General features: G+C 70.3%; 21 protein-coding genes and 1 pseudogene. 9 read left to right on the top strand and 13 right to left on the bottom strand.

From position 1 onward, the window contains the following. Positions 1 to 334: 334 nt before the first annotated feature. Positions 335 to 1072: a SigE family RNA polymerase sigma factor gene (locus AB0L95_RS37960; protein WP_365170535.1), complete on the bottom strand. Its 738-nt coding sequence runs from the start codon at positions 1070 to 1072 to the stop codon at positions 335 to 337. Between the two features lie 263 nt (positions 1073 to 1335). Here AB0L95_RS37960 and afsQ1 point away from each other — a divergent pair, with 263 nt between their 5' ends. The 5 genes from afsQ1 (at position 1336) to AB0L95_RS37935 (ending at position 5181) form a co-directional block, all read left to right on the top strand. Then, entirely contained in the window at positions 1336 to 2013 is a 678-nt protein-coding gene (afsQ1, locus tag AB0L95_RS37955) for a two-component system response regulator AfsQ1 (RefSeq protein ID WP_046584895.1), read from the top strand. Next, the gene (locus tag AB0L95_RS37950; RefSeq protein ID WP_365170531.1) at positions 2010 to 3572 is read left to right on the top strand and encodes a HAMP domain-containing sensor histidine kinase; all 1563 of its coding nucleotides are present in this window, start codon (positions 2010 to 2012) and stop codon (positions 3570 to 3572) included. Before afsQ1 ends, AB0L95_RS37950 begins: the two co-directional genes overlap by 4 nt. Then, a complete protein-coding gene (locus AB0L95_RS37945; protein WP_365170528.1) occupies positions 3569 to 4183 on the top strand; it encodes a hypothetical protein in 615 nt (204 codons plus the stop codon). The genes AB0L95_RS37950 and AB0L95_RS37945 overlap by 4 nt, the downstream gene beginning before the upstream one ends. Positions 4184 to 4274: 91 nt before the next feature. Further along, complete coding sequence (locus tag AB0L95_RS37940) at positions 4275 to 4826, top strand: VanZ family protein (protein WP_365170525.1); 552 nt, start codon at positions 4275 to 4277, stop codon at positions 4824 to 4826. 148 nt (positions 4827 to 4974) lie between these two features. Continuing rightward, positions 4975 to 5181, top strand: coding sequence for a PspC domain-containing protein (locus AB0L95_RS37935; RefSeq protein ID WP_355921410.1), 207 nt, complete (start codon positions 4975 to 4977; stop codon positions 5179 to 5181). A gap of 90 nt (positions 5182 to 5271) precedes the next feature. Here AB0L95_RS37935 and AB0L95_RS37930 read toward each other — a convergent pair whose 3' ends face one another. Continuing rightward, entirely contained in the window at positions 5272 to 5610 is a 339-nt protein-coding gene (locus AB0L95_RS37930) for an ATP-binding protein (RefSeq protein ID WP_365170522.1), read from the bottom strand. A 130-nt stretch (positions 5611 to 5740) separates the two neighbouring features. Continuing rightward, positions 5741 to 6895, bottom strand: a complete 1155-nt coding sequence (locus AB0L95_RS37925) for an adenosine deaminase (RefSeq protein WP_365170519.1) — start codon at positions 6893 to 6895, stop codon at positions 5741 to 5743. Between the two features lie 114 nt (positions 6896 to 7009). Here AB0L95_RS37925 and AB0L95_RS37920 point away from each other — a divergent pair, with 114 nt between their 5' ends. Then, positions 7010 to 7771: an alpha/beta hydrolase gene (locus AB0L95_RS37920; RefSeq protein ID WP_365170516.1), complete on the top strand. Its 762-nt coding sequence runs from the start codon at positions 7010 to 7012 to the stop codon at positions 7769 to 7771. Positions 7772 to 7787: 16 nt separating this feature from the next. Here AB0L95_RS37920 and AB0L95_RS37915 read toward each other — a convergent pair whose 3' ends face one another. Further along, a complete protein-coding gene (locus AB0L95_RS37915) occupies positions 7788 to 8750 on the bottom strand; it encodes a LysR substrate-binding domain-containing protein (protein ID WP_365170513.1) in 963 nt (320 codons plus the stop codon). Positions 8751 to 8813: 63 nt separating this feature from the next. Here AB0L95_RS37915 and AB0L95_RS37910 point away from each other — a divergent pair, with 63 nt between their 5' ends. The 3 genes from AB0L95_RS37910 to AB0L95_RS37900 all read left to right on the top strand — a co-directional run bounded on the left by AB0L95_RS37910 (position 8814) and on the right by AB0L95_RS37900 (position 12470). Then, the gene (locus AB0L95_RS37910; protein WP_365170510.1) at positions 8814 to 10088 is read left to right on the top strand and encodes an MFS transporter; all 1275 of its coding nucleotides are present in this window, start codon (positions 8814 to 8816) and stop codon (positions 10086 to 10088) included. A 119-nt stretch (positions 10089 to 10207) separates the two neighbouring features. After that, a complete protein-coding gene (gene dnaN, locus AB0L95_RS37905; protein WP_365170507.1) occupies positions 10208 to 11353 on the top strand; it encodes a DNA polymerase III subunit beta in 1146 nt (381 codons plus the stop codon). 109 nt (positions 11354 to 11462) lie between these two features. Continuing rightward, the gene (locus AB0L95_RS37900; RefSeq protein WP_365170504.1) at positions 11463 to 12470 is read left to right on the top strand and encodes a sigma-70 family RNA polymerase sigma factor; all 1008 of its coding nucleotides are present in this window, start codon (positions 11463 to 11465) and stop codon (positions 12468 to 12470) included. On the opposite strand, the gene AB0L95_RS37895 is transcribed toward AB0L95_RS37900, so the two are convergent. The 9 genes and pseudogenes from AB0L95_RS37895 to AB0L95_RS37855 all read right to left on the bottom strand — a co-directional run bounded on the left by AB0L95_RS37895 (position 12363) and on the right by AB0L95_RS37855 (position 21547). Beyond that, positions 12363 to 12749 carry an STAS domain-containing protein gene (locus AB0L95_RS37895; protein WP_365170501.1) on the bottom strand — a complete coding sequence of 129 codons (387 nt, stop codon included), beginning with the start codon at positions 12747 to 12749 and terminating at the stop codon, positions 12363 to 12365. The two genes, AB0L95_RS37900 and AB0L95_RS37895, sit on opposite strands and share 108 nt — an antisense overlap. A 27-nt stretch (positions 12750 to 12776) precedes the next feature. Beyond that, a pseudogene (locus AB0L95_RS37890) lies at positions 12777 to 12985 on the bottom strand (Uma2 family endonuclease); the annotation flags it as partial. Positions 12986 to 13082: 97 nt separating this feature from the next. Beyond that, the gene (locus tag AB0L95_RS37885) at positions 13083 to 14366 is read right to left on the bottom strand and encodes a thymidine phosphorylase (protein ID WP_365170499.1); all 1284 of its coding nucleotides are present in this window, start codon (positions 14364 to 14366) and stop codon (positions 13083 to 13085) included. A gap of 73 nt (positions 14367 to 14439) precedes the next feature. Continuing rightward, positions 14440 to 14841, bottom strand: a complete 402-nt coding sequence (locus AB0L95_RS37880) for a cytidine deaminase (RefSeq protein ID WP_365170496.1) — start codon at positions 14839 to 14841, stop codon at positions 14440 to 14442. Further along, complete coding sequence (locus AB0L95_RS37875; protein ID WP_365170494.1) at positions 14838 to 16100, bottom strand: ABC transporter permease; 1263 nt, start codon at positions 16098 to 16100, stop codon at positions 14838 to 14840. Before AB0L95_RS37875 ends, AB0L95_RS37880 begins: the two co-directional genes overlap by 4 nt. Continuing rightward, positions 16100 to 17224, bottom strand: a complete 1125-nt coding sequence (locus tag AB0L95_RS37870; RefSeq protein ID WP_365170492.1) for an ABC transporter permease — start codon at positions 17222 to 17224, stop codon at positions 16100 to 16102. The genes AB0L95_RS37875 and AB0L95_RS37870 overlap by 1 nt, the downstream gene beginning before the upstream one ends. Then, positions 17221 to 18903, bottom strand: a complete 1683-nt coding sequence (locus AB0L95_RS37865; protein ID WP_365170550.1) for an ABC transporter ATP-binding protein — start codon at positions 18901 to 18903, stop codon at positions 17221 to 17223. The genes AB0L95_RS37870 and AB0L95_RS37865 overlap by 4 nt, the downstream gene beginning before the upstream one ends. A 211-nt stretch (positions 18904 to 19114) precedes the next feature. Continuing rightward, a complete protein-coding gene (locus AB0L95_RS37860; RefSeq protein ID WP_365170489.1) occupies positions 19115 to 20164 on the bottom strand; it encodes a BMP family ABC transporter substrate-binding protein in 1050 nt (349 codons plus the stop codon). Positions 20165 to 20512: 348 nt separating this feature from the next. After that, positions 20513 to 21547: a BMP family ABC transporter substrate-binding protein gene (locus AB0L95_RS37855; RefSeq protein ID WP_365170486.1), complete on the bottom strand. Its 1035-nt coding sequence runs from the start codon at positions 21545 to 21547 to the stop codon at positions 20513 to 20515. Positions 21548 to 21828 lie beyond the last annotated feature (281 nt).

Here is a 21828-nt window from a genome sequence, read left to right as displayed (position 1 = left end):
CCCCGACAACGCGGCGAGGTGCCGTGCCTGGGGGCACCTCCCAGCCGCCGGGCTGGGGGAGTCGCGGGCCAGACGGGACTTTCGAAACACGCCCTGGTTCTCTGCCGTCGTACGACGGTCGCGACGGGCGCCACCCGCAGCACGACACCCGCACCACGAGAAGCGGGACCGGATGGACCCCCCGGCCCTCCGGTCCCGCTCTCTTGTGCTCCCCCGTGTTTCCCCCGTGCTCTTGCGGTTCCCCCCGGTACCGCTCCCCCGTTACTCCCCCGCGATGACACTCCCCCGTGTCACGCGGCGGCCTTCCCCCGTGGCCCCCGTGTCCCCCCGTCCCTCAGGCGACAAGCTCCCCGAAGGACTCCTCCTGGTCACGGCCGAAGCTCAGGACCTCGTCGTCGCGCAGCCGGCGCAGCGAACGCCAGATGCTGGACTTCACCGTGCCGACGCTGATGTCGAGGATCTCCGCGATCTCCGGGTCCGTGCGGCCCTCGTAGTAGCGCAGGACCAGCATGGTGCGCTGGAGTTCCGGCAGCCGGGCGAGCGCCTGCCACAGGACGGCGCGCAGTTCCGTGCCGCGCATCGCGTCCGTGTCGCCGGCGGTCTCCGGCAGCTCCTCGGTCGGGTACTCGTTCAGCTTGCGGCGGCGCCACGCGCTGATGTGCAGATTGGTCATGGTCCGCCGCAGATAGCCACCCACCGCGGCCTTGTCACTGATCCGGTCCCAGGCCCGGTACGTCGAGAACAGCGCGCTCTGCAGCAGGTCCTCGGCCTCGAAGCGGTCACCGGTCAGGTGGTAGGCGGTGGCGTACAGGGAGGCGCGGCGCTCCTCGACGTAGGCGGTGAACTCCGCCTCCGTCAGGGAGCGCCGCTCCCCCGATGCCTCCCCGTACGCGGCTCCCCCGTGCGCTTCCCCCGTGTGCGCGTCAACCACCGTCATGTACGCGGTGTGCTGACGTCCGGTGCCGCGAGCGCACCCCCGTCCGCTCACCGCACCAGACTTCTCCGTGTGCCGGGTCACGTCGTGAAGACGCGTGACAACTGCGCCCGTGCTGGTGCTGTGCAGCGTGTTCATCCCGCGCCCCCCGTCGTGGAGTCCCGTACTTCCGTGCGGCCTTGCTTGTGTCGAAAAGCTTGCCCGGGCCACTTCATGGCCGTGTCCGCCGACTGTCACAGACCTGTCACAGGGCCCCCTCCCCAGTCGCGGCACAGGTTCGTCACAGAGAAGAGTCGTACGGCTACGCAGCCGCACCGATGACCCGCGTTCCGGGCGTGCGGGAGCGGCGGGCGCGCTCCAGCAGTCGAAAGACAGCCGCGGCATGGGCCAGAATGGCCCCCGTGCCTTCCCTGTTGCTGATCGAGGACGACGACGCCATCCGAACGGCCCTGGAGCTCTCACTGACGCGCCAGGGACACCGTGTGGCCACGGCTGCCACCGGAGAGGACGGCCTGAAACTACTGCGTGAGCAGCGGCCGGATCTGATCGTGCTGGACGTCATGCTGCCCGGCATCGACGGTTTCGAGGTGTGCCGACGTATCCGGCGCACCGACCAGCTGCCGATCATCCTGCTGACCGCGCGCAACGACGACATCGACGTCGTGGTCGGACTGGAGTCCGGCGCCGACGACTATGTCGTCAAGCCCGTGCAGGGCCGGGTCCTCGACGCCCGGATCCGGGCGGTGCTGCGGCGCGGCGAGCGGGAGTCCAGCGACTCGGCGACGTTCGGCAACGTCGTCATCGACCGGTCGGCGATGACGGTCACCAAGAACGGCGAGGATCTGCAACTCACCCCGACCGAGCTGCGGTTGCTGCTGGAGCTGAGCCGGCGGCCCGGACAGGCCCTGTCCCGGCAGCAGTTGCTGCGCCTGGTGTGGGAGCACGACTACCTGGGCGACTCACGGCTCGTCGACGCGTGCGTCCAGCGGCTGCGCGCCAAGGTCGAGGACGTGCCGTCGTCCCCCACGCTGATCCGTACGGTCCGTGGTGTCGGTTACCGGCTGGACGCTCCTCAGTGACCGATCCGCACAGGGGACTCCGCGGCTGGGCCGCGGCACGCAGGGCCGTACAGTCACGCCTGCGCTTCACCAGCCTCCGGCTGCGCCTGGTCGTGGTCTTCGGTCTCGTCGCGCTGACCGCCGCGGTGTCGGCCTCCGCCATCGCGTACTGGCTCAACCGTGAGGCCGTGCTCACCCGCACCCAGGACGCGGTGCTGCGCGACTTCCAGCAGGAGATGCAGAACCGGGCGAGTTCGCTGCCGGTGCACCCGACACGGGACCAGTTGCAGCACACCGCCGGGCAGATGGCCAACAGCAGCCAGCGCTTCAGTGTGCTGCTGATCGCCCAGGACGAGCACGGCAGGACCGTGACCGGCAACTCCGACCTGGACACCTTCACGCTTCAGGACGTGCCCGCCTCGCTGCGCAAGGCCGTCGCCAAACAGCAGGTGTCGTCGGGCGGCAAGGATACCTACCACCTGTACTGGCAGCGGGTCATCGAGGACGACAAGCCGTATCTGGTGGGCGGCGCCAAGGTGACAGGCGGCGGCCCGACCGGCTACATGCTCAAGTCCCTGGAGCCGGAGGCGAAGGACCTCAACTCGCTGGCCTGGTCGCTCGGTATCGCCACCGGTCTGGCGCTGATCGGCTCCGCGCTGCTCGCGCAGGCCGCCGCCACGACCGTGTTGAAGCCGGTGCACCGCCTCGGCATCGCGGCCCGCCGGCTGGGCGAGGGCAAGCTGGACACCCGGCTGCGTGTGTCGGGGACCGACGAACTGGCCGAGCTGTCCCGGACGTTCAACCGTGCCGCCGAGTCCCTGGAGAAGACGGTCGCGGACATGAGCGCCCGCGAAGAGGCGTCCCGGCGCTTCGTCGCCGACATGTCGCACGAGCTGCGTACGCCGCTCACCGCGATCACGGCCGTCACCGAGGTCCTGGAGGAGGAACTGGACGCGGAGTCGGGCGGCATCGATCCCATGATCGAGCCGGCCGTACGGCTCGTGGTCAGCGAGACCCGGCGGCTGAACGACCTCGTCGAGAACCTGATGGAGGTCACCCGGTTCGACGCCGGAACGGCCCGGCTGGTCCTGGACTACGTGGACATCGCCGACCAGATCACCGCGTGCATCGACGCCCGCGCCTGGCTGGACGCCGTCGAGCTGGACGCCGAGCGCGGCAACATGTCCCGCCTCGACCCGCGCCGGCTCGACGTGATCCTGGCGAACCTGATCGGCAACGCGCTCAAGCACGGCGGATCACCGGTCCGGGTGTCCGTGCGCGAGGAGGGCGAGGAACTGGTCATCAGCGTGCGGGACCACGGTCCGGGCATCCCGGAGGACGTCCTGCCGCACGTCTTCGACCGCTTCTACAAGGCGAGCGCCTCACGCCCGCGCTCCGAGGGCAGCGGTCTCGGCCTGTCCATCGCGATGGAGAACGCGCACATCCACGGCGGGGAGATCACCGCCGCCAACTCCCCCGAGGGCGGGGCGGTGTTCACGCTGCGGCTGCCGCGGGACGCGTCGCCGCTGGTCGAGGAGGAGCTGCGGAACGGCAACGGCACCAAGGGGAACGCCCGATGAGCATACGAGGCGGACGCCCCTGGCTCGCCACCGCGCTGCTGGCCGCGTTGCTGTCCGGCTGCGGCATCCGCGCCACCCAGGTGCCGACGGACTTCGGTCCCGCGCCGTCCCGGATGCCCTGCGCCCTGTCCGGCACGGACGCGTCGACGCAGGCGGGCCGCGGCATTCCGGTCCAGGTGTTCCTGCTGTGCGCCGCGCAGCTGGTGACCGTGGACCGTTTCGTACGCATCCCGGACGGTGCCGCGGAGGCGGAGCGCCGGGTGCTGGTCGCGCAGGGGCTGCTCGACCAGCTCGCCGTGAAGCCGTCGCCCGCGGAGAAGCAGGCCGGGTACACGACGGACGTGACCGACGGGATCAAGGTCAGCGGTCCGCGCGGCAAGGACCCGTCGGACACGTTCCGGCTGAGCACCCGCCCGGACGGCCTCACCTCGTACGCCCTCGGCCAGATCGTCTGTACGTTCGCCGACTCGGAGGCGACCACCGCCGACGACGGCAGTGTCGTGCTCGGCGGCCCGGACGCACAGCCGCTGCGCCGCTACGAGTGCACGGCCGACGTGCGTTCCCGTCCGGGCACCGTGGCACCGCCGTCGAGGGGGGTCTCCGGCGAGTGAGCCTCGGGCGCCGACGACGCCGGTGCCCGAGGCCGACGGCCGAAATGGCGGAAGGGGAACCGATCCCGCACGGCGTGGCGTCTAGGAGGGCGTGCAGCGTCAAGGCTCAGACGGCGGCAGTGCCGTGTTCCGCATCCGTGTGGCTGGGGGTGTTCTCCTCGTCGCGCATCTGGCCCTCGTCGCCTGGATCACGCTGCGCCCGCTGGACGTGCCCTGGGTGAGTCCCGCCAATCTGCATCCGCTGGCCGGTATCAGAGCCGATCTGGCGCTGGGCTGGCCGGAGGCCGCCCGCCGGATCGGCAGGGGGCTCGCGCTGCTCGCGCCGCTCGGGGTGCTGCTGCCGCTGACCGGCGGCCGGCTCGTCGGCTCGCCGTTCGCCTCGATGGTCCGTACGGTCGCCACGGGCACCCTGATCTCGCTGGGCATCGAACTGGTGCAGACGGGAGTGCCCGGTCAGGTCGTCGACATCGACTCGATCCTGCTGAACACCGTCGGGGTGGCGCTGGCCCACGTGCTGGTCGTGCCCGCGGCCCGGGCCAGGCTCCGTCGCCAAGCCGAGTCACGGCGGCGGGCCGCCCACCCTCGGGAGGAGACGACTCAGGGGCGGACCCCGACGATTCCCAGGGTCGGAATAGCTCCCTAGAGTGACCCTTCTCCCGCTTCGTCCCCGTAGCGTGGAACACATCGGAACACCGTCGAAGTCATCGGCAGCGTCGAGGACTCGCACTCCGACCGGACGTCCCGGCAGCCGCCGGGAGCCGCTTCCCGCCACGGTTCGCGAAGGAGCCACCATGACCGCCATTTCCCGCCCCACCCACGGACGGATGATCGGCGGAGTGTGCGCAGCGCTGGCACGGCGCTTCGGCACCTCCGCGACCACGATGCGGGTGATCTTCCTGCTGTCGTGTCTGCTTCCCGGCCCGCAGTTCCTGCTCTACATAGCCCTGTGGATCCTGTTCCCGTCGGAGGACAAGGCGGGCGCCCACACGGCCTGGTGACGGGACGCGGTCCGGTCCGCCGGACGCACTGACGCCGATGGGCGGCCCCCGGCCGGGGGCCGCCCATCGGCGTCACGGATTGCGCTCGTGTCAGGCCAGCGGGATGCCGTTCAGCGGCAGGCCCTGCGTGGGCAGCGGCTTGACGGGCAGGCCGCCGAGCAGTCCGCCGACCGGCACGACCGGTCCGTCGGCCGCGGCCCGCTGCACGGCGGGCACCGCGGTGCCGAGGGCGCGCTGCCCCTGGCCGAGCACCTCACCCGCGCCGGGCAGCGCCCCGGTGACGTTGTCCAGCGGCAGCGCCTGGGTCGCGGTGTCCGGCCCGGCGATGTCCTGCGCGGCCGGGGCCGCGCTCGCGACGCCCGCGCCCGCGGCGGCGAAGGCGGCACCGAGAGCGGCGACCCCGAGGGTTTTGGCAGCAGACTGCTTCATGATGAATGCGTCCTTGGATCCGTTGACGGGGATGTGAGCGGTCCCGAAACCGTAAGCACGTGAAAGCGGCTCCGCAAACGCCCCCGAACGGACGGACCCTTGCCGCCCGGACGCCGGAAATCGGTCCCCGTCAGCCCTCGTTGACCGGGGAAGCGCTGGTGGAGGCGGTCTGTCGGAACAGCCATTCGGACTTCAACTCGGCGTAGCCCGGCTTGATGACGTCATTGATCATCGCCAGCCGTTCGTCGAAAGGAATGAATGCCGACTTCATGGCATTGACGGAGAACCACTGGAGATCGTCGAGCGTATAGCCGAAAGCCTCGACCAGGTGCTCGCATTCCCGGCTCATGCTGGTCCCCGACATCAGACGGTTGTCCGTGTTCACCGTGGCCCGGAAATGCAGCCGCCGCAGCAGCCCGATGGGGTGGTCGGCGTAGGAGTCGGCGGCTCCGGTCTGGAGGTTGGAACTGGGGCACAGTTCCAGGGGGATGCGCTTGTCGCGTACGTACGAGGCGAGACGCCCGAGCTTCACCGAGCCGTCCTGAAGGACCTCGATGTCATCGATGATGCGCACCCCGTGCCCGAGTCGGTCGGCGCCGCACCACTGCAGCGCCTGCCAGATGGACGGCAGTCCGAAGGCCTCCCCGGCGTGGATGGTGAAGTGGTTGTTCTCCCGCTTCAGGTACTCGAAGGCGTCGAGGTGGCGGGTGGGCGGGTAGCCGGCCTCGGCGCCGGCGATGTCGAAGCCCACCACTCCCAGATCGCGGTAGCGGTTGGCCAGTTCGGCGATCTCCAGGGCACGGGCCGCGTGGCGCATGGCGGTGAGCAGGGCGCCGACGCGGATGCGGTGGCCGTTCCCCTTCGCGCGCCGCTCGCCCTCCCGGAAGCCCTCGTTGACCGCCTCGACGACCTCCTCCAGGGTGAGTCCGCCCTCCAGGTGCTGCTCGGGGGCGTAGCGCACCTCGGCGTAGACGACCCCGTCCTCGGCGAGGTCCTCGGCGCACTCGGCGGCCACCCGCACGAGCGCGTCCCGGGCCTGCATCACGCCGACGGTGTGGGAGAAGGTCTCCAGATACCGCTCCAGGGACCCGGAGTCGGCGGCCTCGCGGAACCAGATCCCGAGCTTGTCCGGGTCCGTCTCGGGGAGGTGTGAGTACCCCGTCTCCCGGGCGAGTTCGACGATCGTGCCGGGGCGCAGGCCCCCGTCGAGGTGATCGTGCAGCAGGACCTTGGGCGCCCGGCGGATCTGATCCCAGCTCGGGGTGTTCTGGTGCTGGCTCGTCATTTCCGCACCATACGCCCTACGCGCGTAGAGCATGGGAGGACGGCGAGACGTCGATACGCAAAGGTGACCCGAAGGACGGGTCGCGTACACCGTCGCTTCTGACACTGTTCTGTCATGGCACACCAAGCGACGCCGGTTCGCAGAGCCCGGCTGGGGAGGGCGCTCGGCCCGGAGCCGACGACCGTGAGCGGCGCGGTGCTGCTGCTCCCGGGCTGCGACGAGATCTCGGCCCGCAGGCCTTCCGCCCTGCTCGCGACCGCCTCCGTCCACACGCTGGGGCGCCGACTGGCCCGGGCCGGGCACGGCGAGGGCCTGATCACGCATGTGGTGCACTACCGTTACGGGGGGTGGAACGGCAGCGAGGCGCATCCGGCGCGGGACGCCGCATGGGCCGCCGACGAGGTCGTACGACGCCATGGGGATGTGCCGGTGTGTCTCATCGGCGTGGGCATGGGCGGCCGGGCGGCGCTGCGCGCGGCCGGGCACTCGGCCGTCGTCTCCGCGCTCGCCATGTCACCCTGGCTGCCCGAGGAGGACATGGCCGCGTCGCCCGAACCGGTGAAGCAACTCGTCGGCCGGCGCGTGCTGATCGTGCACGGCACGAACGACGAGCGCACGGACCCGGAGCTGTCCTTCCGGCTGGCGGCACGCTCGAAGAAGGCCAACCGCGACATCTGCCGCTTCGAAGTGCACACGGACGGGCACGGGTTGCGCCAGTACCGCTCCGAAGTGCACGCGCTGGCCCAGGACTTCGTGATGGGCACGCTGTTCGGGCGGCCCTTCTCCCGCCCGGTGGAGGACGCCCTCGCGGCTCCCCCGCCCATCGGGTTGCGGATGCCGCTCGCGGCCGGGTTCGGGCGGTCGTTGCGCAAGTGAGGGTGGCCGGCGCCGCTCAGTCGGGCAGCAGCCGTCCCCTTCTCGACAGCAGGAACTTCTTGAAGGCCGCCACCGGCGGGGTGTCGGCATGCCCCTCCAGCCATGCGACACCGATCTCCCGCACCGCTCGGGGCGCCGTGACCGTCAGCTCGACGACACCGGGCCGCGGCACCGTCGGCGGCGGCAGCAGCGCGACGCCCAGTCCCGCCGCGACCAGGCCCCGCAGGGTCTCGGCCTCCTCGCCCTCGAAGGCGATCCGCGGCTTGAACCCGGCCTCGCGGCACACGTCGTCGGTGATGCGGCGCAGCCCGTAGCCGGGTTCCAGGGTCACGAACGTCTCGTCCGCGGCCTCGGCGAGACGGATGCGCCGACGGCTCGCGAGCCGGTGGTCGGCGGGCACGACGAGCCGCAGCTTCTGCTCGTCGAGGCGGCGCGCGACCAGATCGGGCGCGTCGGGCACCGGCGAGGTCAGACACAGGTCCAGCTCCCCGGCGCGCAGTTTCTCCAGCATCGCCTCGCCGTAGTTCTGCACCAGACTGAAACGGACCCGCGGATGGTCGGCGCGGAAGGCGTGCAGCAGACCGGGGACGGTCTCGGCACCCATCGTGTGCAGAAAGCCGAAGGCGACCTTGCCGGTGGCCGGGTCGGCGTCCGCGCGCACCTCCTCGGCGGCCCGCTCGATCTCCGCGAGGGCGCGCTCGACGGACGCGAGGAAGGTCCGCCCTGCGGGGGTGAGGGCGACCGTGCGCCCGCGCCGCGCGAACAGTTCGACGCCCAGGTCCTTCTCCAGGCGCACGAGCGCGCGGGACAGGGTGGACTGGGGGACCTGCATCTCCTGCGCGGCACGCGTCACATGCTCGGTTCGGGCGACACCCGCGAAGTGCGCCAGGCGCGGCGCGAGCAGCGCAACGATGTCTTCTGCGTCACTTGTGTCACTGGACGGTGACAGGCGTCCGGCTGACCTCTGCTGATGCACCATGGGATCGATTATCGCGTTTCTGTGCATTGGACGGATGAGTCACGGCGTTCGTACGGTCGAGACATGCCTGCCGCTGATATCGGGGCGTCCACCACCACCGTGGGCGCCGACACCGTGACCGCCCCCGTCGACACCTCCCGGCTGACCCCGGGCGGCCCCGGCTACCGCAGGATGAGCCTCGCCCTCTTCCTCGCCGGGGTCGCGACCTTCGCTCTCCTCTACTCCACGCAGGCCCTGCTGCCGCTCGTCTCCCGCGACTTCGGGGCGACGGCGAGCGCGGCGAGCTGGACGGTGTCCGGCGCCACCGGCGGACTGGCGCTGTTCGTCCTCCCCATGAGCGCGCTCTCCGAGCGCTTCGGACGGCGGACGCTGATGACGGCGTCGCTGGCGGTCGCGGTGGCGGTGGGGCTGCTGGTCCCGTTCGCCCCGTCGCTCGGCACGCTGATCGCGCTGCGCGCGGTCCAGGGCGCGGCCCTGGCCGGACTGCCCGCGTCGGCGACCGCGTACCTCGCCGAGGAGGTCACCCCCAAAGCGCTGATCACGGCGATCGGCCTGTTCGTGGCCGGCAACAGCGTCGGCGGGATGAGCGGCCGGGTCATCACGGGCTGGGTCGCGCAGGAATGGGGCTGGCGGGTCTCCGTCGGCACGATCGGGGTGATCGCGGTGGGGTGCGCGGTGGCCTTCCGGCTGCTGCTGCCGGAGCCGAAGCACTTCACGCCGGGGTCGCTGCGCCCGCGGGTGCTGGCCCGCACGGTCCGCGACCACCTGGCCAACCCGCTGCTGTGCCGGCTCTACGCGATCGGCGCGCTGTTCATGATGGTGTTCGGCGGTGTCTACACCGTGATCGGCTACCGCCTGACGGAGCAGCCGTTCGGGCTGCCGCAGGGCCTCATCGGCTCGATCTTCCTGGTGTACCTGGTGGGCACGGTCGCGGCGTCGACGGCGGGCCGTCTGGTGAGCCGGCTGGGCCGCCGCGGGGCGCTCTATCTGGCGGGCGGCACCACGACGGCCGGCCTGCTGCTGTCCCTGACCTCCACCCTGGCGCTGGTCCTGCTGGGTCTGGTCCTGATCACGGCGGGCTTCTTCGCGGGCCACGCGGTGGCATCGTCGGCGGTCAGCCACACGGCGCAGCGGGGTCGTGCCCAGGCGTCGGCGCTGTATCAGTCGTCGTACTACCTCGGCTCCAGTACGGGCAGCACGGTCGGCGCGATGGCGTTCCACTCGGCCGGCTGGTCCGGGACGGTGGGCATGGGCGTGCTGGCGGTCCTCGGCGTCGTGACGATCACGGTGTTCGGATCCCGCGCGGCCCGCGCCGAACGGCGGCTCGCCACGGCCTGAGTCCGGGCCCGGCCCGGATGTGGGGCCGAACCCGTTCCGCATTCCCCCTGGTCGGCACCGGTTGTCAGCGGTCACCTATAGCGTCCGCTGATCGACTGGGCCGAGCAGGGGGTTTGTTCATGGAGTTCCGGATCGACCGCAGGGACCTCGCCGAGGCCGTGGCGTGGGCGGGCCGTGTGCTGCCCGCGCGGACGCCGGTGCCCGTGCTGGGCGGGCTGCTGCTGGAGGCGACGGCGGGGCGGCTGACCGTGTCGGGGTTCGACTTCGAGACGGCCGCGCGCATCGAGACCGGGGCGGAGACGGCGACGGACGGGCAGGTGCTCGTCCTGGGCCGTCGGCTGCTGGACATCTGCCGGGTGCTGCCGGACGGTCCGGTGAGCTGTGGGCTGGAGGGGACACGGTTCACGGTCGAGGCGGGCGGTACGCGCTTCGGGCTGTCGACGCTGCCGCGCGAGGAGTACCCCCCGCTGCCGGTCCCTCCCGAACCGTACGGAAGCGTGGACGCCGCCGCCTTCGCGACCGCCGTGGGCCAGGTCGCCGTGGCCGCGGGCCGCGACGACACCCTTCCCGCGCTCACGGGTGTGCAACTGCGGCTGGACGGCGACACGATGACGCTGTCCTCCTCCGACCGGTACCGGTATGCCGTACGACGGCTGGGGTGGAAACCGGAGGCCGTGGCGTCCGGCGGCACGGCGGAGGCGCTGCTGTCCGCCCGCCGGCTGCTCGACGTCGCGCGGTCGCTGGCCCGTACGGGCCGGGTGCGGATCGGCCTGGCCCCGTCGGGCGGGGGGCTGATCGGCTTCGAGGGCGGCGGCATGCGCACGGCGGTACGGCTGTTGGACGGCCGGCTGCCGGGGTACGGATCGCTGTTCGCCATGGCGGGGGCCGCGGTCGCCGAGGTGGAGTGCGGGGCGCTGGCGGAGGCGGTGCGGCGGGTCGCGGTGGTGGCGGAGGCGAACAGTCCGGTGCGGCTGGACTTCGCGGCCGGCGGATCCGTGCTGCTGAGAGCCGGATACGGGGACGACGTCGCCGCGCAGCAGCTGCCGGCCGGGCTGCACGGGGCCGCCGAGATGTCCGTGGCCTTCAACCCGGTGTATCTGCTGGACGCGCTGGCGTCCTTCGAGTCGCCGCGCGTACGGATGGAGCTGCTGGGGCCGGGACAGCGTGCGCTGCTCACGGGGGTGACGGCCGAGGGCTCCGCCGCCGCGGAGGGACCGGAGGCGGACCACCGCCATCTGCTCATGTCCGTCAAGCAGCTGGTCTGACCTGGGCCTTCGCCCGCTCCGGGGGCCGTTGTCAGTGGGCTGGGGTAGCTTCCGAAGGGCTGGGGCGCAAGGGTGCGCCCCAGGTACGGCCACGTGGGGTGGGTGGACCATGAGTGACAGTACGGCGCCGGTTGACGACCTCGACGTCCGGCTGGAGAAGCACAGGACCGAGCTGACGGGGTACTGCTATCGGATGCTCGGCTCGTCCTTCGAGGCCGAGGACGCGGTGCAGGACACGATGGTCCGCGCCTGGCGGAGCCACGAGAAGTTCGAGGGCCGCTCCTCGCTCCGCTCCTGGCTGTACCGGATCGCGACGAACGTCTGCCTGGACATGCTGAGCGCGGGCAACCGACGTGCCCGTCCGATGGATCTGACCGAGTCCACGCCCCTCGCCCGGGCCGCCCTCTCCCCGCGCCCGGACAGCATCTGGCTGGAGCCGATGCCCGACGCGCGCGTCCTGCCGACGACCGGCGACCCGGCGGAGGCGGCGGTCGCCAAGGAGTCCGTCCGGCTGGCCTTCATGGCAGCCCTCCAGCAGCTGCCCGCCAAGCAGCGCGCGGTGCTCATCCTGCGCGAGGTGCTGGCCTGGCGGGCGAGCGAGGTGGCCGAACTGCTCGACACCTCGGTCGCCTCGGTCAACAGCGCGCTCCAGCGGGCGCGGGCGACGCTGGCGGAGCGCGCGGGCGAGGGCGCGGACGCCGCCGTCTCGGACCCCCTGGACGCGGAGCAGCAGCAGCTCCTGGAGCGCTATGTGGCGGCCTTCGAGGGGTACGACATGGCGGCGCTGACGGCCCTGCTGCACGAGGACGCGGTGATGACGATGCCGCCGTTCGACCTGTGGCTGCGCGGCACGCGGGACATCACCCGTTTCATGACCACGCTCGGCTCCGCCTGCGCGGGCTCCCGTCTGGTGCCGGTGGCGGTCAACGGCCTGCCGGGCTTCGCCCAGTACAAGCCGGACCCGGACACCGGCGCCTTCTCGGCGTGGGCGGTCCAGGTCCTGGAGACATCACAGGGCAGGATCTCCGGGTTCCACTGCTTCCTCGACACGAAGCGCTGGTTCCCGCTGTTCGACCTGCCCCTCCAGCTCGATGGGGAGGCCGGAGAGGTCGAGTAGCGCACGGAGAGCGGGCGCCGGATCTCGCAGCCGGATCCGGCCCCCGGCCCGCCGGGCGGCGAGCTGCAACCGGGCGAGCGCGTCAACGGTCGTGAGTGCCGGTGGGCCCAGCCCGGACGCATCGCACACCACGACCTCGGCCCTGTCGGACACCAGCCGCACGCGCACGTCCTCGCACAGCGCCACCACCTCGTGACGGCCGAGGGAGGCGGGCAGATGCAGCACCGCTGGTGTTGTCGCGTCCACGCTCGGTAGACGGCCGCAGCACGCGGAAGTCATCGGCGGACGGACTCGGCGGCGTGGCTAGACCTCCCACTCCTCAGGAATCACGGAAATCAGGCGGCGGTGGATTCGCGCGGCAATGACGTTGCGGCCGTACGCGGGAGCGGTGACACGGTGACGACCCCTTCGATGATCTCCACCTTGCTGCCCTCGGGCCATTCCATCTCCTCCCAGAACCGGACGAGGTCGTCCCAGCTCTGATCGGGGTCCTGGCTCACGGTGAGTGCGCTCATGGCGGTGTCTCCTATCGGTGCGTCACCGAACCCAGCGTGCCGAACGGGACCGGTGCAGGTCCACCGGTCCCGTTCACCCGAACGATAAAAGCCCAGGTCAGGCGATGCGTTCCAGCACCACCGGCGAGGCGGTGAAGTCCGTGCCCGGGGCCGCCACGTCGTACGAGCCCTCGATCGCCTGAAGGGCGTACTCGAAGCGCTCGGGGGTGTCCGTGTGCAGGGTCAGCAGCGGCTGGCCCGCCGTCACCGTGTCGCCCGGCTTGGCGTGCATCTCGACGCCCGCCGCGGCCTGCACCGGGTCCTCCTTGCGGGCGCGGCCCGCGCCGAGGCGCCAGGCGGCGACACCGATGCCGTAGGCGTCGAGCCGGGTCAGGACGCCCGAGGACGGGGCCTTGATCACGTGCTGTTCCTTCGACGTCGGCAGCGTCGCGTCCGGGTCGCCGCCCTGGGCCGCGATCATCCGGCGCCAGACGTCCATCGCCGAACCGTCAGCCAGTGCCTTCGCCGGGTCCGCGTCCTTCACGCCGGCCGCGTCCAGCATCTCGCGCGCCAGGGCGATCGTGAGCTCCACGACGTCCGCCGGACCGCCGCCCGCCAGGACCTCGACCGACTCACGGACCTCCAGCGCGTTGCCCGCCGTCAGGCCCAGCGGCGTGGACATGTCGGTGAGCAGCGCCACCGTCTTCACGCCGTGGTCCGTTCCGAGGCCCACCATCGTGGAGGCCAGCTCCCGGGCGTCCTCGATCGTCTTCATGAAGGCGCCCGAGCCGACCTTGACGTCCAGGACCAGCGAGCCCGTGCCCTCCGCGATCTTCTTCGACATGATCGAGGAGGCGATCAGCGGGATCGCCTCGACCGTGCCGGTGACGTCGCGCAGCGCGTAGAGCTTCTTGTCGGCGGGGGCCAGACCATCGCCCGCCGCGCAGATCACCGCGCCCGTCGTGTCGAGGACGTGCAGCATCTCCTCGTTCGACAGCAGGGCGCGCCAGCCGGGGATCGACTCCAGCTTGTCCAGGGTGCCGCCGGTGTGGCCGAGGCCGCGGCCGGACAGCTGCGGGACGGCCGCGCCGCAGGCGGCGACGAGCGGCGCCAGCGGAAGGGTGATCTTGTCGCCGACGCCGCCGGTCGAGTGCTTGTCGGCCGTCGGGCGGGACAGCGACGAGAAGTCCATCCGCTCGCCGGAGGCGATCATCGCGGCGGTCCAGCGGGCGATCTCACGGCGGTTCATGCCGTTGAGCAGGATGGCCATCGCGAGCGCGGACATCTGCTCGTCGGCGACCTCGCCCCGCGTGTACGCGTCGATGACCCAGTCGATCTGCTCGTCGCTGAGTTCACCGCGGTCCCGCTTGGTGCGGATGACGGAGATGGCGTCCATGGCCATGGTTTCCTTCCGAAGGTCCGAAGGTGTGCGGCCCCCTGAGCCAGGAGGTTCGACTCGGGGGGCCGCACGGGAGTTACTTGGTGAGATGGTCCGGGCCGAACGCCTGGGGAAGCATCTCCGACAGCGGCAGGATGCCCGCCGGGGTCTCCAGGAGCAGATCCGGGCCGCCGAACTCGTACAGCAGCTGGCGGCAGCGGCCGCACGGCACGAGGATGTCGCCCTTGCCGTCGACACACGTGAAGTGCGTCAGCCGGCCGCCCCCGGTGTTCTGCAACTGGGAGACGAGTCCGCACTCCGCGCACAGGCCGAGACCGTAGGAGGCGTTCTCGACATTACAGCCGGTGACGACACGTCCGTCGTCGACCAGCGCCGCGACACCGACCGGGTAGCCCGAGTAGGGGGCGTACGCGCGGGCCATCGCCGTGCGCGCCTGCTCCCGCAGGGCTTCCCAGTCGACCGTGGCGGGCGGGGTCACTTGCCCTGTCCCTTCCGGTACGGCAGACCGTCCGCCTTCGGCATCCGCAGGCTCTGCGCGGACAGCGACAGGACCAGCAGGGTGACGAGGTACGGGGTCGCCGTCACGAGCTGCGCGGGGACGTCGTTCGTGGTGGAGTACCAGACGAAGAGCAGCGCCGCGGCCACGGCGGTGACCACCGCGGGGACGTACCGCTTCTTCCAGGCGAGGTAGGCCGCGCCGAACACCACCAGGATCCCGAGCAGCAGGATCAGGGCGTGCACGTTGGTGGTGCCGCCGCGCAGGTTCAGGCTGTCGGTGTAGCCGAACAGGCCCGCGCCGAGGGCGAGTCCGCCCGGCATCCAGTTACCGAAGATCATCGCGGCGAGACCGATGTAGCCGCGGCCGGCGGTCTGGCCGTCCAGGTACACGTTGGACGCCACGATCGACAGGAACGCGCCGCCGAGGCCCGCGAAGCCACCGGAGATGATCACGGCGATGTACTTGTACTTGTACACGTTGACGCCGAGGGACTCCGCCGCCACCGGGTTCTCGCCGCAGGAGCGCAGCCGCAGACCGAAGGCCGTGCGCCACAGCACCCACCAGCTGAGGGGGACCAGCGCCACCGCGATCACGGTGAGCGGGGACAGGTCGGTGACCAGACCGCCGATCAGGCCGGCGATGTCGGAGACCAGGAACCAGTGCTTCTGGTTGAGCGTGTCCAGGGCGCTGGACAGGCCCGGGATGTCGAAGGTGCCGAGCGAGTCGATCGGCGGGGACTGCTTGGAGGAGCCCTGGGGCGCGTTCTCGAAGGTGAACTTCGACAGATAGCGGGTGGTGCCGAGGGCCAGGATGTTGATCGCCACACCGGAGACGATGTGGTTCACGTTGAAGGTGACGGTGGCGATGGCGTGCAGGACGGCGCCGAGCGCACCGCCGATGATGCCGAAGACGACACCGGTCCACGGGCCCCACTGGTAGCCGGCCCAGGCACCGAACCAGGTGCCGAGGATCATCATGCCTTCGAGGCCGATGTTCACGACGCCGGAGCGCTCGGCCCACAGGCCGCCGAGGCCCGCGAGACCGATCGGGACGGCCAGGCGCAGCGCCGTGGACATCTGGCCGGTCGAGGTGATGCCGTCCGCGCCGGTGATCAGGCGGACGATCGAGGTCAGGATCAGTACACCGGCGATGATCAGCAGGAGTACCGGGAGCGACATGCGGCGGCTGCCCTTGCCGGGCTGCTGCGCCTTCGGTTTGGCGACGGTCGCGGTGGTCATCAGGCAGCCACCTCCTTCTTGTGCGAGTTGTTGAGGGCCCGGGCGGCCAGCTCCGCGCCGACGCGCTTCTGCTGGCGGCGCAGGCCCCACTGGCGTACGGCCTCGTACGAGATGACGACCGCGAAGACGATCAGGCCCTGCATGATCGTGGCGATCTCCTTCTCGTACGCCACCGGGGTCGCGTAGTCGAGGGCGGGAGACGCCTTGTCCAGGAAGGCGATCAGCAGCGCGGCGAAGGCGATGCCGACCGGGTTGTTGCGGCCGAGCAGGGCGATGGTGATGCCGGTGAAGCCGAGGCCCGTCGGGAAGCTCAGGCTGTAGGTGTGGGCGTCGCCGAGCAGCAGCGGCAGGCCGGACAGGCCCGCGACCGCGCCGGAGATCAGCATCGCGGTGAGGACCATCCTCTTGGCGTCGACACCGGAGGCCGCGGCGGCGGTCTCGGAGGCGCCGGTGGCGCGCAGGTCGAAGCCGAAGCGGGTGCGGTTGAGGACGAGCCAGTACAGGACGCCCGCGACGACCGCGAGGAAGACCAGGCCGTAGATCTCGCCGACGTCGGAGCCCAGGTTGATGCCCGGGAACCAGCCGGACTTCTTCATGATGCCGGTCGTCATGTTGTTGCCGACCTGCACGCCCCAGACGTTGGAAAGGGTGAGGTAGCCGATGACGCTGGTGGCGATGGCGTTGAGCATGATCGTCGCGACGACCTCGCTCACACCCCGGGTGGTCTTCAGCAGGCCCGCGATACCGGACCAGAAGGCGCCGGTGAGCATGGCGACCAGCATGAGCACCGGGATCTGCAGGAAGGACGGCAGCGCGAGGTGGGCGCCGACGACGGCGGTCATCATCGCGGCGAGGCGGTACTGGCCGTCGACGCCGATGTTGAACAGGTTCATGCGGAAGCCGATGGCCACCGCGAGCGCCGCCAGGTAGTACATCGATGCCTGGTTGACGATCAGCACCTGGACGTCGGAGTACGTCGCCTGCTCGATCATCAGCCGGTACGGCTCGAACGGGTTCTTGCCGGAGGCGATCAGCACGACCGAGGTGAGCAGGATCGCCGAGACGAGCGCGATGACCGGGCCGGCCACCGCGAGGAGCACCCGCTCCTTGTCGAACTTCTTCATCGGGCGTCGTCCTCCGGGCCGGCGTCTGCGTCGCCTTCAGTGGCGTTTTCTACGTGTTCCAGGTGACCGGTGGCGGCACCCGTCATGGCCGAGCCCAGTTCCTCCGGGGTGATGGTGGCGGGGTCGGCGTCGGCGACGAGGCGGCCGTTGTAGATCACCCGCAGGGTGTCGGAGAGACCGATCAGCTCGTCCAGGTCGGCGGAGATCAGCAGCACGGCCAGGCCCTCGCGGCGGGCCGCGCGGATGTGGTCCCAGATCGCGGCCTGCGCACCGACGTCCACACCGCGGGTGGGGTGGGCGGCGATCAGGAACTTCGGCGCGTGGCTCATCTCGCGGCCGACGATCAGCTTCTGCTGGTTGCCGCCGGAGAGGGAGGCGGCGGTGACGTCGATGCCGGGCGTGCGGACGTCGTACTCCTTGACGATCCGCCGGGTGTCCTCCTGGGCGCCCTTCGGGTCGAGCCAGAAGCCCCTGGCGTTGGGGCGCTCGGTGACATGGCCGAGGATGCGGTTCTCCCACAGCGGGGCCTCGAGGAGGAGGCCGTGGCGGTGGCGGTCCTCGGGGATGTAGCCGACGCCCTGTTCGCGACGCTTGCGGGTGGGCCAGGAGGTGATGTCGTCGCCGAGGAAGGCGATGGAACCGGAGTCGGCGTTCTTCAGGCCGATCAGGGCCTCGATCAGCTCGGTCTGGCCGTTGCCCTCGACACCGGCGATGCCCATGACCTCACCGGCGTGGATGGTGAAAGTGACGTCGTCGAGGACGCGGCGCACAGCCGCCGCGCTCTCGGCGGTCGTCTCGGTGAGCAGGCCGGTGGAGGCGGGTTCGTCGAGGTCGCCGAGCGAGGAGCCGCCGGTGGCGCGGATGGTGAGGTTCGTGACTTCGATCACCGGCCGGTCCGTCACGGTCGACTCCGCGGTCTCCGGGGTGGGCAGCTCGCTGCCGACCATCAGCTCGGCGAGCTGGCGCGGAGTCGTCTCGGAGGGCACGGCGGTACCGACCGTCGTGCCGCGCCTTATGACGGTGATGTCATCGGCGACCGACAGGACCTCACCCAGCTTGTGGGAGATGAAGATGACGGACAGGCCCTCGGACTTCAGCTCGCGCAGGTTGTCGAAGAGTGCGTCGACCTCCTGCGGCACGAGCACGGCGGTCGGCTCGTCGAGGATGAGGGTCTTGGCGCCGCGGTAGAGGACCTTGAGGATCTCGACACGCTGGCGGTCGGCGACGCCGAGGTCCTCGACCAGGACGTCGGGGCGTACGCCGAGGCCGTAGCGCTCGGAGATCTCCTTGATCTTCTTGCGGGCGCCGCTGCCGATGCCGTACAGCTTCTCGCTGCCGAGGACCACGTTCTCCAGGACCGTGAGGTTGTCGGCGAGCATGAAGTGCTGGTGGACCATGCCGATGCCGCGCGCGATGGCGTCGCCGGGGCTGTTGAAGGTCACCTGCTCGCCGTCGATGGTGATGGTGCCCTCGTCCGGCTTCTGCATGCCGTAGAGGATCTTCATCAGCGTCGACTTGCCGGCGCCGTTCTCGCCGACGAGGGCGTGCACGGTGCCCTTTCGGACAGTCAGGTGGATGTCGTGGTTGGCGACGACACCGGGGAATCGTTTGGTGATCCCCGCCAGCTCGACCGCGGTCGTCGACGGTGCGGTGAGCGGAGGGCTGCTGGACGCGTCGATGGCGCACTCTCCTTGGGAAAGGGGCCATCTACGCGCGTAGCGCCCCTGCTTTAAATAGTGCTCGGATCTGATCACTTTCGATCCGTTCCGAGCATTCTGCCGCGCGAACGGGGCGCGAGTGGGTCATCCTTCCCGCGCCCCGTTCCGCGACCGTAACGCTGTCATTACAGCGTCCTTTTGGCCATGCTTGCGGCCGACCGAGACCGTTCGGTCAGTTGGTCTTGACCTTGATCGAGCCGTCCTTGATGCCCTGCTCGGCCTTCTTCAGGGCGGCCTGGAGGTCGGCGTTGTTCTTGAAGACCGGGTTGGAGTCGGCCAGGCTGACGCCACCGTTGGAGAGGCTGCCGCGGATCTCGCCGGACAGCGGCTTCTTGTCCTGGATGACCGACTTGGCCAGGTCGTACACCGCACCCGAGACGTTCTTCATGGCGGAGGTGAGGATGTAGTTCTTGTACGACGCCAGGGCGCTCTGGGTGTACTGGTCGGAGTCGACACCGATCGCCCACACCTTGTGCGTGGCGGCGGCCTTGATGACACCCTGGCCGGACAGGCCCGCGGCGTGGTAGATCACGTCGGCGCCGGCGTCGATCTGGCCGTTCGCGGCGTTCTCGCCCTTGTCGGGGCTGGCGAAGCCGCCTTCCTGGGCGGTCTGCGTCAGGAACTGGGTCTCGATCTTGATCTTCGGGTTGACCGACTGGGCACCCTGGACGAAGCCCGCCTCGAACTTGTGGATCAGCGGGATGTCCACGCCGCCGATGAAGCCGATGTGGTTCTTCTTGGTGGTCTTGGCGGCGGTGACACCGGCGAGGTAGGAGGACTCCTCCTCGTGGAAGACCATGTCGGTGACGTTCTTCGCGTGGATCTCGTTGTCGTCGATGATGCCGAAGGTCACCTTCGGGAACTTCGCCGCGACCTCCTTGACGGCCGGCGCGTAGACGAAGCCGACGCCGATGACGGGGTTGTAACCCGCCTTGGCGAGCGTCTCCAGGCGCTGGGCCTTGTCGGCGTCCGTCTCGCCGTCCTGCGGCTCGACGTCCCGGCCGCTGACGCCGAAGTCCTTCTCGGCCTTCTGGAAACCGGCGTACGCGGCGTCGTTGAAGGACTGGTCCCCCTTGCCGCCGATGTCGTAGGCGAGGCCTATGCCCTTGGACTTGCCACTGCCCCCCGCGGACGAGGTGGAAGAGCTGCCACAGGCGGATACGGTGATGGCGAGAGCTGCGGTCGCAACCCCCGCGGCGGCAATACGGGACACCCGGCGCATGGAACGTGACTCCTTTGTGCAAGCGCCCATACCAGGCGCTGGTTCCGCGGCAGCGTAACGCGCGTAGACCGGACGGAAAACCCCTTCTGTCCGGTCCGTTATCGAGATGTGGCCACGGTCTCAGGGACAGGTTACGGAGAGCGCCGGGGCCCTTGCGTGAGGCGAGGAAGCCGGCGGGGGTGGGGCCGGGGAGCCCTGCGGGGCTGGGGACGGCCCTGAGGTGCAAGGGGTGTTTCTGGCCACTGATGCCGACGTGCCCAGTGTGCCGCACGGGAACGCACGGAACCCACCCCGCACGCGGGGTGGGTTCGGTGTCCGAGCGTCAGGCCGTCGGCCCAACCGCCGGTGTCACTGCGTGGCGACGGTGACCTTGCCGTCGATGATGTCCTGCTTGGCCTTGTCGACCGCCGCGACGACGTCCTTCAGCGCCTTGTACTTCGGGTTGGAGTCGGCGAAGCCGACGCCGCCCGTCTTGAGGTCGCCGCGCTGTTCGCCGTTCAGCGGCTTGCCGTCGACGACCGACTTGGTCAGGTCGTAGACCGCGCCGCCGACGTTCTTGAGGGCCGAGCCGAGGATGTAGTCCTTGTACTTGGCCAGGGCGCTCTGCTGGTACTGGTCGGAGTCGACGCCGATCGCCCACACCTTGTGCGCGGCGGCGGCCTGGATCACGCCCTGGCCCGAGAGACCCGCCGCCTGGTAGAGCACGTCGGCGCCCGCCTCGATCTGACCGTTCGCCGCGTCCTTGCCCTTGTCGGGGCTGGCGAAGCCGCCCTCCTGGGGCGTCTGGGTCAGATACTGCGACTCGATCTTGATCTTCGGGTTGACGGACTTGGCGCCCTCGACGAAGCCCGCCCTGAACTTGTGGATGAGAGGGATGTCCACGCCGCCGATGAACCCGATGTGGTTCTTCTTGGTGGCCTTCGCCGCGGCGACACCGGCCAGGTACGAGGACTGCTCCTCGTGGAAGACCATGTCGGCGACGTTGCTCGCCTTGACCGTGTCGTCGTCGATGATGCCGAAGGTGATCTTCGGGTACTTGGCCGCGACCTCCTTGACGGCGGGCGCGTAGACGAAACCGACCCCGATGATCGGGTTGTAGCCGGCCTTCGCGAGCTGCTCCAGACGCTGCACCTTGTCGGCGTCGGTCTCGTTGTCACTCGGCTCGACGTCCCGGCCGCCGATCTTGAGTTCCTTCTCGGCCTTCTGGAAACCGGCGTACGCGGCGTCGTTGAAGGACTGGTCGCCCTTGCCGCCGATGTCGTAGGCCAGGCCTATGCCCTTGCCCGAGTAGCCGGACGAGTTCTTGCCACCCGAGGTGCCCGTGGACTCGCTGCTGGACTTGCCGCATCCGGCGGCGGCGAGAGCGATGACCGCGACGGCCACCGCAGCTTGGGAGAACCTCGTCCTCCGAGAGATCAGACGCACAACAAGCACCCCTTCATCCCCACGGCACCGTCACCGGTCCGCTTCCCCAATGCGCCGCCACCGCAGCGATTTCGGCGCACAGTAACGCGCGTAGAAGGGGAGGGGAACGGGGTTCCTCCTGGCCGTTATCGATTCGTGCCGACATCCGGGCGCAATTCCGCGTCGCCTGTTACGGGCGGGTCACGCAGGCGGACGAAGGGGGTGAAGGGGACGGCTGCTTCGGCCGTCGGGGAGGATGG

Origin of the sequence: Streptomyces sp. NPDC052036, assembly GCF_040680495.1 — a bacterium.
GTDB lineage: Bacteria > Actinomycetota > Actinomycetes > Streptomycetales > Streptomycetaceae > Streptomyces.
The sequence above is the reverse complement of the archived record's forward strand: the minus strand, read 5'-3'. Positions and strand labels throughout refer to the sequence as shown.